This window comes from Cyanobium sp. Aljojuca 7D2 (genome assembly GCF_024346415.1).
Taxonomy (GTDB): Bacteria; Cyanobacteriota; Cyanobacteriia; order PCC-6307; family Cyanobiaceae; genus Cyanobium_A.
On record NZ_JAGQCX010000004.1, the window covers coordinates 105,692 to 116,207 of the forward strand.

Below are 10,516 nucleotides of genomic sequence, written 5' to 3' on the forward strand. Positions count from 1 at the left end.
GAGAGCCATGAACCAGGCCACGAAACGGGTGCTGCTGCTGTTGGCGGGCGGGCTCGGCCTGGCAGCCCTGCAGCAACAACTGCTGCTGCGGCGCCCACCCCGGCTGGTGGAGCTCCAAGCCTTCAGCGCCAGTTCGGGGCCGGCGGCCCTGGATCTGCGCTTCAGCCGGCCGATGCAGCGCACCAGCCTGGAGCGCGACAGTGCCCTCAAACCACCGCTGGCCTGGCGCTGGCTGGGGGAGGGCAACCCCCTGCGCCTGCTGCTGCGGCCGGGTCAAACGATCCCCGGGCCCCTAACGCTCCTGCTGGCCGGCGTCGACCGCCGCAACCTGCCCCTGCCACGGCAGCGCTGGCGCTGGGACCCCCGGCCGCGGCTGCTGGCGGTGGTGCCGGTGCCCGGCGGCGAGCAGTTGCAGCTGCAACGGCGCGATGGAAGCTGGCAGCCGCTGACGCCGGTGTGGCCCCAGCTGGCCCAGGTGATGCCGCTCGGCAACGGCTCCGGGGTGGCCCTGCTCAGCGGCAACGACCAGGGCTCCCATCAGCTGTGGCTGCTGCCGCTGCAGCAACGCAATCTGGTGCGCTCCCCCCAGACGCTCTCCGAACCCCGGCCCGGCCAACTCCAGCCGCTCAGCAGCGCCCCCCTGCTGTTTGCCCACCTGAGCAGCAACCAGCGGGGCGATCTGCTGGTGCAGTCGGCCACCGCAGCATTGGATCCAGGCAGCACTGTGCTGCGCCGCGTGCAGGGGGGAGAGGTTGCCATCCCCCAAAGCGCCACCGGGCCCATGCAGCTGCTGCCGGAGGGGGGAGGGCTGGTGGTGCCCGAACTGGAGGGACTGACCCTCCACAACCTGCCGGGGCAGCCCAGCCGGCGCCAGGTGCTGCCGGGGAGCCGGGAACTCAGCAGCTTCTGCCCCGTGAGCGGCCGCGCCCTGCTGGTGCGCCACTGGCCCGACTACCGGCGCTCCTTGGAGCTGGTGGAACCCGGCCAGCCGCCGCGGCAACTCTGGATCGGCGGGGAAGCCGTGCTGGCCAGTGCCTGCGACCGGGGCGGCGAGCGGGTGTGGCTGGTGGTCAGCGACTGGGCCCGGGGATCGCACCCCCAGCTATTGGCCCTGGATCGCCGCGGCCAGCTGCTTCTGCAACGCCCGCTAACGGGCTGGGAGGTGGAGCCCGGTGCCCCCCTGCTGTTTGATCCCACCAGCCAGCAGCTGCTGCTCACCCTGCGCTCCCGGGTCCGGGCCACAGGGGCGGCCCAGCCCGTGCTGATCGAGGCCACCACGCTGGCCTTGCGGCCCCAGGCCAAGCCGGTTCGGCTGGCCCTGTGGCTAGCCGCGGGCTGAAAGCCACCGTGCCTGCAGGGCGGCGATCGGCAACAGCCCCATGCAGAGCACGCCGATCAGGGGGCCCGGCGGCAGGTTCACCGCCGGCTGGATCGCCAACAGAAATCCTGCGCCACTGAGGACCAACCCCACCAGGGCCGAGCGCCCCAGGGCCTGGCGCAGGCTGGTGGCCCCAGCGAGAGCCACCAGGGCCGGGGCGCCCATGAGGGCAATCACCAGCACCACCCCCACCGCCGTCATGGCACTCACCACCGTGAAGGCGGTCACCAGGGTGAGCAGCAGCCGCAGCCTCTGCACCGGCAGGCCAGCGCTGGCGGCACCGAGAGGATCGACCCCGAGATACACGTAGTGGTGGTAGCGCCAGGCCAGCAGCAGGAGCACCGCGGCCAGGGCCAGCAGGCTGCGCAGCAGATCGATCGGCCCGGCCGCCAGCAGATCGCCGAACAGCACCGCCTCCAGATCCACCCGGATGTGCAACAGGGGAATCAACAGCACCCCCAGCCCCAGAAAGCCAGCCAACACCGTGTTGAGCACCGCCTCATCGCCCGCCTGGCCCGGGCGATCCCGGCGGCTGAGGCGCTCCGCCAACAGGGCACCGGTCACGCCGCTGATCACCCCGCCCAGGCCCGGATCGAGCCGCAGGGCCACCGCCAGGGCCAGGCCCGGCAGCACCGCGTGGGACACGAGGTTGGCCAGGAACAGCCGCCGCTGCACCAACAGCAGGGTGCCGGCCAGGGGACAGAGAGCGCCGATCACCAGGGCCAGCAACAGAGGCAGCAGCCACCAGAGACTCTCCATAGGATCACCACACTCCGCCGCAGCCTGTCCGGCCATGTCCACCCAGGTTGCCGCCCCAAGCGACCGCCAGCAGCTGCTGTTGGCCGCGTTGCGCCAGGCCAGCGGGGAGATCTCCGGCCAGGACCTGCACGCCCTGCTGCGCCAGGGTCCCCAACCCATGGGCCTGGCCACGGTGTACCGGCACCTGCGCCAGTTGCAGCAGCGGGGCCTGATCCGCTGTCGCCACCTGCCCAGCGGCGAGGCCCTGTTCGCACCCACCGAGCGCGATGAGCACCACCTCACCTGCGTCGACTGCGGCACCTCCGTGGTGCTGGAGCAGTGCCCGATGCACAATGTGGCGCTGAAGGGCGAGCAGGCCGCCGGCTTCCAGCTGCTCTTCCACACCCTGGAATTCTTCGGGCTCTGCCGCGCCTGCCAGGAACGCCAGAGCGCCTAGCCGCAGCACTGGCCTAGCCGCAGCAGTGGTTGCCCACCCGCAGATCGCCCAGGGCATGGCGCACCTGCTGGGGGGTGCCGTCGGCGAGCAGGCCGCGATCGAGCACCAGCACCCGGTCGTAAGCGTCAAGGTCGAGGCCCCAGTCGTGGCTGCTGACCAGCAGGGTGAGGCCGGCATCGCGCAGCTGCCCCATCACCTTCAGCAGCTCCGTGCGGGAGGGGGGATCGATGGCGGCGCAGGGCTCATCGAGCAAGAGCACCCGGGCTGGCTGCACCAGGGTGCGCGCCAGCAGGGCCCGCTGCTGCTGGCCACCCGAAAGCTGATCCAGGCGCCGGCCCGCCAAGCCCGCCAGGCCCACCCGCTGAAGGGCCGCCTCCACATCGCAACAGCCGGGCCGCTGGGCCGCCATCCGCCCCAGGGCCACCAGCTCGCGCACGGTGATCGGGAAATGCCAGGCGATTTCGCCACGCTGGGGCATCAGGGCCAACTGCTGACGCACCAGAGCTGGAGTCAGGGCCGCGCCGTCTAGCTGAATCGTGCCGGCCGCGATCGGCAACTGCCCCTCAAGGGCCTGCAACAGGGTGCTCTTGCCGGCGCCATTGGGACCCACCAGAGCCGTAAGGCTGCCGCGCTCGAGGGCAAAGCTCACCCCATCAAGGGCCAGCTCGCCGCCGCGGCGCACCTGCAGCTGGCTCACCTCAAGGGACACCGAATCGCCACAGGGGCCCCAACGCTAACGAGACGCCTCGCCCTAGCCACACTGAGAACCATTATCGTTCAACTTTGCTGTTGCGGCCGGTCAGCGCTGCCACGTCATGCCGATCAAGCCTCAAGAAGCGCCCGTGCATCCACGCACTGCACGCCCAGCTTTGGCGGGGGCAGCAGCGGCTGGCGCTGGAGCTGTCATGGCCCTCGCCCTTACCGGCTGCGGAGCCCCTCCGCCCGCCGAAGTGATCGCCGGCGATGGCGTGCTCTGTGACATCACCCAGCGCCTGGCCGCAGACGACCTGCGGGTGCGCTGCCTGCTGCAACCGGGCGATGACCCCCACCAGTTCCGGCTGACACCGCAGCAGAGCCGCGACCTCAGCCAGGCCCAGCTGGTGCTGATCAATGGGTATGGCCTCACCCCCTCCTTGGCCGGCCAGAGCAAGGCGGTGGCGGTGGCCGAGCGGGCCGTCCCGGGGAGTCCCGAACTCAAAGCGCTGCAGGACAGCCACGGCGACCACCATGAGGAAGGCCACGATCACGGCGACCGGGATCCCCATGTGTGGCACGACCCCAGCCAGGCCAGCGCCATGGTGCAGCTGGTGGCCCAGCAGCTCGAGCAGCTCAAACCCGCAGCGCGCACGCGTATCGCCGCCCGGGCCCGGGCGATGACGACCGTGCTCGGCCAGCTCGACCGCTGGAACCGCCAGCAGCTGGCCACCATCCCCGTAGCCCGGCCCCTGGCCAGCGGGCACCGGGCCTTCGCCAGCCTGGCGCGGGCCTATGGGCTCCAGGAGCTGCCCCTGGTCGACTCCATGAGCAGCAGCGACAACCTGCGGCCCCAGGCCTTCCAGGCCGTGGTGCAGCAGCTCAAGCAGGAGCAGGTTCCGATGCTGTTCAGCGAACAACTACCGCCCAGCAAGGCTCTGCAGCGCATCAGCGCCCTCAGCGGCGTTCCCCTATCGGCCGAGCCCTTGATGGCCGACGGCCTGGCTCCGGCAGGCGATGGCTCCGCCAGCAGCCTGGTGGCCACCCTCAGCGCTAACACCTGCCTGATCGTGAATGGCCTCGGAGGTCGCTGTGACCGAGCCAGTCAAGAGGCCCTAATCGAAAGCTGGCAGGCGATTCGCTGAAGCAAGGCCGGAGCCAGGCCGGAATCAGACAGGAATGAGAACCCTTATCATCCTCGGGTAATTCTGCGAGGCGGCTGTCCGCAGCCCTGGGTGACCAAGCAAATGGCATCGATCCGACAAGGTCTCACTGCAACGGCAGTCCTGGGCCTGCTGACACCCGTCACGGCTGCAGCAACCGAGCTCAACCTTGAGCGCGTCAACCATTACGCGCGCAGCCAGGAGCAGGTCACCAGCATTGGCCAGTTCTCCGATCTGCGCCCCACCGACTGGGCGTACCAGGCCCTCAGCAACTTGATCGAGCGCTATGGCTGCGTGGCCGGCTACCCCGATGGCACGTTCCGCGGCGGCCGTTCCATGACCCGCTTCGAGGCCGCCGCCCTGCTCAACGCCTGCCTTGATCGCATCACGGACGTCACCGACGATCTCAAGCGCCTGATGGCCGAGTTCGAGAAGGAACTGGCCGTGCTCAAGGGCCGCATCGATGGCCTGGAAGCCAAAGCGGGCGAACTCGAGGCCAGACAGTTTTCCACCACCACCAAGCTTTCGGGCCTGGCCACCTTTGTGGTGGGTGGGGTGAGCAACAACCCCGCCGGTGAGCAGGTCACGTTCAACTACGACGTGCAGCTCAACCTCGACACCAGCTTCACCGGCAAGGATCTGCTGCGCACGGTGCTGCGGGCCGGCAACTTCGATGGAGAACGCAATGCCTTCGGTGGCGGGCTCTCCACCCTGGAGATCGCCTTCCAAGAGGAGGGTGGACCCGATGTGCTGGGCATCGACAAGCTCTTCTACCAGTTCCCAATCGGCAGCCAGTTCACCGCCACCTTCGGCGGCCGGGTGGGCCAGGAAGACATGCTCGCCCTCTGGCCCAGCGCCTACCCCAGCGACACGATCCTCAACGCCCTCACCCTCAACGGTGCACCCCTGGCTTACAACAAAAACCTCGGCCCTGGTTTGGGTCTCTGGTGGCAAGACAACGGCTTGAGCGTGAGCGTTAATTACGTCGCCGCCAACGGAGCCGATTCCAGCCAGGGCCTGTTCACCAGCACCTCAGCCGGCACCAGCACCGTGCAGCTGGGCTATGGCCAGGAGAACTGGGGCCTTGCGGCGATTTACTCCTATCTCAATGGCGGCGTGGGTGTGCCCGGCGCCACACCCTTTATCACCGCCGAGATTGAAGAGTTCGGGGCCAGCACCAATGCCTTCGGCATCAGCGGCTTCTGGCAGCCGGCCGAGGGTGGCTGGATCCCGTCGATCAGCGCCGGCTACGGCCTCAACCGCAGCTCAGGCACGAATCTGCGCACCAGCCAGTCGTGGATGGTGGGCCTGCAATGGAGCGATGTGCTGGCGGAAGGCAACAGCTTTGGCATGGGTGTGGGCCAGCCGGCCTTTGCCACAGCCACCCGCAACGGGGCCGACACGGAGAAGGGCGTCTGGGCCTGGGAATGGTGGTATCAGTGGCAGGTGACCGATGCCATCTCAGTGACCCCGGCGATCTTCTACCTCAACAACCCGGGCGGAAATCAGGGGGGCGGTAATCAGGTCGGTGCCTTGATCAAAACCAGCTTCCAGTTCTGAGCCAGGGGCGATCCTGCCCTTCCTAAGGTCCAATTCTCTCGGCAGCTCCCGATTCGATGACCGCCAGCGCCAGCCCCGCCCCCACGGCCAGCCCCAACGAATCCCCCGTGATGGCGCCCACCCCCACGGGCTTGCCGGTAACGATCCTCACCGGCTTTCTGGGGGCTGGGAAAACCACCTTGCTGAACCACATCCTCAGCAACCAGCAGGGCCTGAAAACGGCGGTGCTGGTGAATGAGTTCGGGGAAATCGGCATCGACAACGACCTGATCGTCGCCACTGGCGACGACATGGTGGAGCTGAGCAACGGCTGCATCTGCTGCTCGATCAACGGCGAGTTGCTCGAAGCGGTGTATCGGATCCTGGATCGTCACGAGCCGGTCGAATACCTGGTGGTGGAGACCACCGGCCTGGCTGACCCGCTGCCGGTGGCCATGACCTTCCTAGGCAGCGACCTGCGCGATGCCACCCGGCTCGATTCGATCATCACCCTGGTGGATGCGGAGAACTTCAGCGACGAGCTGCTGCAGGGCGAGGTGGCCCGGGCCCAGATCGTGTACAGCGACATGCTGCTGCTCAACAAGTGCGACCTGGTGGCCGAAGAGCGGCTGAACGCCCTGGAAGAGCAGCTGCGCAGCATCAAAACCGACGCCCGCATCCTGCGGTCGGTGAAAGGTGAGGTGCCCCTGCCGCTGCTGCTGAGTGTGGGCCTGTTCGAGAGCGACAAAATCGTTGCCGAGCAGCAGCGCACGGCTCAAGAAGATCACAGCGCCTGCGACCACGAGCACGGCCACTGCGAACACGAGCACCATCACCACGCGCACGATCACGGCCACTCCCACGCGCACGATCACAGCCACGCCGACCATCCCGACCACGCCGCGATCGAGGGCTTTACGTCCCTGTCGTTTGCGGCGGAAGGCCCCTTTGCCCTGCGCAAATTCCAGAACTTCCTCGACAACCAATTGCCGGCGGAAGTGTTTCGGGCCAAGGGCATCCTCTGGTTCAACGAGAGCGAGCGGCGGCATGTGTTCCACTTGGCCGGCAAGCGCTTCTCGATCGACGACTCCGACTGGCCCGACGCCACCCGCAAAAACCAGATCGTGCTGATCGGCAAAAACCTCGACCACGACGCGCTGCGCCGCCAGCTCCAGGTGTGCGTTGCCGAAGATTCCGGCAAGGGCTTCGCCTGAGCGGGATACTGCATCTGAGGCCTTCGCCATCGCCATGCCCCCCTCCTCCCTCCGCCAACTGGCGCCCGCCGCCGCTGCCGGCCTGGCCTTGAGCCTGCTTTCCGCCCTACCCGCGGGGGCCCATGGCCTCGCCTCTGGCGGTCTGGTCGCCGGAGCCAGCCACCCCCTGCTGGGCGTCGACCACCTGTTGCTGCTGGTGGGCGTGGGTGGTGCCGCCGCCCTGGCGGGCCCCTCCCTGCTGCTGGTCGCCCTGGCTGCAGCGGTGGTCGGATCCATGTTTGGCGCCTTCGGCGGCCACCTGCCCGCTGCGGAAGTGCTCGCCGCCCTCACGGTGTCGGGGCTCGGGCTCGCCCTGCTGGCACGCCAGCGCAGCCACCAGTTGGGCGGCCAGGAGGCACTGACCGTGGCGCTGGCGGTTGGCGTGGCCGTCCACGCCATGCTGCACGGCCAGGAAGCCGGCGGCAGCGCCTCCGAGCTGCTCGGCTGGTGGATCGGGGCGGCCCTGGCCTCCACCGCCGTTGTAGGCACTACTTTTGCCGTGCTGCGCCAGAGCAAGCCCGCCTGGGGCCTGGCCCTGGCCGCAGGCCTCACCCTTGGAGGCGGGCTGCTCGCCCTGGCTCCGCTGGTGTAGAAACCGCCCCGAAACCAGACACCATCGCTACAGCACCCCCTTGCCAGCCTGGCTACGGTTAGACGAGCCAATCCGAACGCCATGGCCGAACTCATCCTCTTCACGGGCGTCCTCGCTCTGTTCGGCCTGGCGTTCTGGCTCACCACCGACTCCGATGACGACAACGGCGGCGGTGGGTTGATGCAGCCGGTGCTCGTGCCCGTGCGTGTCCGGCGCTTCCGCTAGGCCAGCGTTAGAAAATCGGGTTGAAACAACCAGCCAGGCTGGGCGGGGTGATCCCGCAAATGCCCAGTTTGGCGCAGTTGTTGCAGCGCTCGCGTTGCCGTTGGGCGCGTTGAACCGATCAACTCGGCCAATCGCCCATGGGATAGGCAAAACGGCAGCCAATACCCTTGGCCAATCCTGCACCCGTGGTGCCAGATCAGCGCCTGAAATAGAGCCTGTAGACGCCGATCCGCCTGGGGTTGACTGCGTAGCCGTAACTGCCGCAGCATCCAATCGCTGATCAAATCGTCGCCGAACCCGAGACCATCTGGCGGATCACTCCAGACCACTGAGAGATCCGTCAGCGCCTCCAGACAGCCTGCGCAACCGGCGGGGATCCGAATCAACTGCACATCGCCGGGGCCAACAAAGGCCAATGTGAGTTCTGAATCGGACAACCGTCCAAAACCACTGGTGATGGAAAGTTGCAGCCAGCTGCCCGACGTGTTTGTGGACAACAGCACCGATTGACCGACGTTGATCTGCACAACACATCCATGGCAGGGCGTCTGCGTTCCAGCAGCACCAGCCCATGATGCAAGTACGCGTGGGGCTAAAAAGGCAATGCTCGCCAACAACGGCACTCCACACCAGCTCACGTGACATTTGATACCCTGACTTGAATCAGAACGGGGCGATCAAGCTCCTTTCATCCAATAGAAGTAGGCGCAGTTGATTCCCATTCATTGGGAATCCACCTACTTCTGTTGTGAGGAGTTCATGAATCCGTTCCAGCGCATGCTGCTGGCACCTGCCGCCCTTGGCTTGGTGCTGCCTGCCGTCATCGCCCCTGAAACCGCAGCCGCGGGTGAACTGGCGTCGCTGAATGGCCGCGAGGCCATCAACGACTACATGGAGCAGCAAGAAATCGACGAGCTCAAGGCCTGGCGATCCAAAAACCAGGTCACCAGCGTCAACCAGTTTTCCGATATACGGCCCACCGACTGGGCCTATCAGGCCCTGAGCAACCTGGTGGAGAAGTACGGCTGCGTGGCCGGCTATCCCAACGGCACCTACAAAGGTGGCCAGGCCATGACCCGCTATGAAGCGGCGGCCCTGCTCAACGCCTGCCTCGACCGCGTCACTGAGGTGACCGACGAGCTCCAACGCCTGATGGACGAGTTCAAGAAAGAACTCGCCGTGCTCAAGGGCCGCGTCGATGGCCTGGAAGCCCAGGTGGGCGAACTGGAAGCTCAGCAGTTTTCCACCACCACCAAGCTGCGTGGCAAAGCGGACATGATCATCGGCGCCACCAACTACACCGGTGATGTCAACCAAAACTTTGCCAAAGGCAGCGGCAGCTCTGTTGCGGGAAAGGCGAAACAGGAAGCCTTCACCTTTAACTACCGACTCACACTGGATCTCGACACCAGCTTCACTGGCAAGGATCTGCTCTACACCCGCCTCAGGGCAGGCAACTTCTCCGGTAACTTCTCAGGCGATCCGATTAAACTGACCCAACTGGAAGACTCCAATACTAATGCCGATTTTCTAAAAGTTGACAAGCTCTGGTATCAGTTCCCCGTAGGCGATTCCAAGGGTGCCAACGGCATGATCTTTGTGGGCCCACGCATTGAGGGATACTACATGCTGGCCAGCATGCCCACCCTCTATGGCAACGGCAACTTTATCCTCAAGGAGATGAAGGGTCGTGGTGCCTCGGGCGTCTACGGCAACTCCACGGGTGCCGGTTTTGGGGCCTGGTGGCGGAGTACCCGCAACAGCAGCGGCAATGCTTTCAGCGTCAGCTCCAACTACGTTGCCCAGAGCGGCAGCAATTCAGGGATCTACACAACTGGCACTGGTGCGAACACCATTGACTACGGCGATGCCGGCCTATTCAACCAGGGCAGCCAGTCGAAGTTCATCACCCAACTGGCCTACGGAAACGGCAACAACTGGCAGGTATCAGCAGCTTACGCCTGGAGTTCTGGGGGAGCCACAATGGGCTTCGGGACGCCTACTGGTGGGGCAGTCGTGGGGGTAGATCAAACTGCGAACTCCCTGGCTCTCAACGCATACTGGCAACCGGAGAACTCCGGCTGGATTCCCTCGATCAGCCTTGGCTATGGCGTGAACTGGTTTAGCGGTGGCAACACTGCGGAAAGAAGCCAAACAATGGAATGGCTAGTAGGATTTGAATGGGATGACATCGGCGCGGATGGCAACACGCTGGGGCTTGGCTTCAGCGGTCCGCAATGGGTGAGCCAAGGCACAGCAAGTAACGGTGACACGGGTCTGGCCGTTGAGCTCTGGTACAAGTACCAGGTGACCGACAACATCTCGATCACGCCAGCTGTCTTCTACCTGAGCAATCCACTGGGGAGCTCCACCGTTGGCGACTTTGGCACCATCGGCTACCTGATGAAAACCACCTTCCGCTTCTAACCCCAAAGGGGGTCAGCCCCCAGCACAAACCTCACACCCCCCACAGCCCCC

11 protein-coding genes are annotated in these 10,516 nt (G+C 66.0%); 8 read left to right on the top strand and 3 right to left on the bottom strand.

All coding sequences use genetic code 11. From position 1 onward, the window contains the following. Window positions 1–7: 7 nt before the first annotated feature. Complete coding sequence (locus KBY57_RS06060) at window positions 8–1,339, top strand: hypothetical protein (RefSeq protein ID WP_254994998.1); 1,332 nt, start codon at window positions 8–10, stop codon at window positions 1,337–1,339. Here the strand turns inward: KBY57_RS06060 and KBY57_RS06065 are convergent. Further along, window positions 1,325–2,137 (bottom strand): metal ABC transporter permease, encoded by an 813-nt coding sequence (locus KBY57_RS06065; RefSeq protein ID WP_254994999.1) that lies wholly within the window; start codon window positions 2,135–2,137, stop codon window positions 1,325–1,327. The genes KBY57_RS06060 and KBY57_RS06065 overlap by 15 nt on opposite strands. Window positions 2,138–2,171: 34 nt before the next feature. Between KBY57_RS06065 and KBY57_RS06070 the strand changes: the two genes are divergently transcribed. Then, a complete protein-coding gene (locus KBY57_RS06070; RefSeq protein ID WP_254995000.1) occupies window positions 2,172–2,573 on the top strand; it encodes a Fur family transcriptional regulator in 402 nt (133 codons plus the stop codon). Between the two features lie 13 nt (window positions 2,574–2,586). On the opposite strand, the gene KBY57_RS06075 is transcribed toward KBY57_RS06070, so the two are convergent. Beyond that, window positions 2,587–3,282: a metal ABC transporter ATP-binding protein gene (locus KBY57_RS06075; RefSeq protein WP_254995001.1), complete on the bottom strand. Its 696-nt coding sequence runs from the start codon at window positions 3,280–3,282 to the stop codon at window positions 2,587–2,589. A 196-nt stretch (window positions 3,283–3,478) separates the two neighbouring features. Here KBY57_RS06075 and KBY57_RS06080 point away from each other — a divergent pair, with 196 nt between their 5' ends. The 5 genes from KBY57_RS06080 to KBY57_RS06100 all read left to right on the top strand — a co-directional run bounded on the left by KBY57_RS06080 (window position 3,479) and on the right by KBY57_RS06100 (window position 8,038). Further along, window positions 3,479–4,411, top strand: coding sequence for a metal ABC transporter substrate-binding protein (locus KBY57_RS06080; protein WP_254995002.1), 933 nt, complete (start codon window positions 3,479–3,481; stop codon window positions 4,409–4,411). A 102-nt stretch (window positions 4,412–4,513) separates the two neighbouring features. Next, window positions 4,514–5,989, top strand: coding sequence for an iron uptake porin (locus tag KBY57_RS06085; RefSeq protein WP_254995003.1), 1,476 nt, complete (start codon window positions 4,514–4,516; stop codon window positions 5,987–5,989). 56 nt (window positions 5,990–6,045) lie between these two features. Beyond that, complete coding sequence (locus KBY57_RS06090) at window positions 6,046–7,182, top strand: CobW family GTP-binding protein (protein WP_409996415.1); 1,137 nt, start codon at window positions 6,046–6,048, stop codon at window positions 7,180–7,182. 34 nt (window positions 7,183–7,216) lie between these two features. Next, the gene (locus tag KBY57_RS06095) at window positions 7,217–7,813 is read left to right on the top strand and encodes a HupE/UreJ family protein (protein ID WP_254995004.1); all 597 of its coding nucleotides are present in this window, start codon (window positions 7,217–7,219) and stop codon (window positions 7,811–7,813) included. Between the two features lie 81 nt (window positions 7,814–7,894). After that, on the top strand, window positions 7,895–8,038 hold the full coding sequence (locus KBY57_RS06100; protein ID WP_254995005.1) for a hypothetical protein: 144 nt from the start codon (window positions 7,895–7,897) through the stop codon (window positions 8,036–8,038). On the opposite strand, the gene KBY57_RS14255 is transcribed toward KBY57_RS06100, so the two are convergent. Beyond that, on the bottom strand, window positions 8,035–8,565 hold the full coding sequence (locus KBY57_RS14255) for a helix-turn-helix domain-containing protein (RefSeq protein WP_254995006.1): 531 nt from the start codon (window positions 8,563–8,565) through the stop codon (window positions 8,035–8,037). The genes KBY57_RS06100 and KBY57_RS14255 overlap by 4 nt on opposite strands. 280 nt (window positions 8,566–8,845) lie before the next feature. On the opposite strand from KBY57_RS14255, the gene KBY57_RS06110 reads away from it, so the two are divergent. Further along, complete coding sequence (locus KBY57_RS06110) at window positions 8,846–10,465, top strand: iron uptake porin (RefSeq protein ID WP_315859775.1); 1,620 nt, start codon at window positions 8,846–8,848, stop codon at window positions 10,463–10,465. Window positions 10,466–10,516 lie beyond the last annotated feature (51 nt).

What these genes read in the sequence shown, in the direction of transcription:
- KBY57_RS06060 (WP_254994998.1), top strand. Translation starts at nt 8, where the DNA reads ATGAACCAGGCCACGAAACGGGTGCTGCTGCTGTTGGCGGGCGGGCTC.
- KBY57_RS06065 (WP_254994999.1), bottom strand. Translation starts at nt 2,137, where the DNA reads ATGGAGAGTCTCTGGTGGCTGCTGCCTCTGTTGCTGGCCCTGGTGATC.
- KBY57_RS06070 (WP_254995000.1), top strand. Translation starts at nt 2,172, where the DNA reads ATGTCCACCCAGGTTGCCGCCCCAAGCGACCGCCAGCAGCTGCTGTTG.
- KBY57_RS06080 (WP_254995002.1), top strand. Translation starts at nt 3,479, where the DNA reads ATGGCCCTCGCCCTTACCGGCTGCGGAGCCCCTCCGCCCGCCGAAGTG.
- KBY57_RS06085 (WP_254995003.1), top strand. Translation starts at nt 4,514, where the DNA reads ATGGCATCGATCCGACAAGGTCTCACTGCAACGGCAGTCCTGGGCCTG.
- KBY57_RS06090 (WP_409996415.1), top strand. Translation starts at nt 6,046, where the DNA reads ATGACCGCCAGCGCCAGCCCCGCCCCCACGGCCAGCCCCAACGAATCC.
- KBY57_RS06095 (WP_254995004.1), top strand. Translation starts at nt 7,217, where the DNA reads ATGCCCCCCTCCTCCCTCCGCCAACTGGCGCCCGCCGCCGCTGCCGGC.
- KBY57_RS06100 (WP_254995005.1), top strand. Translation starts at nt 7,895, where the DNA reads ATGGCCGAACTCATCCTCTTCACGGGCGTCCTCGCTCTGTTCGGCCTG.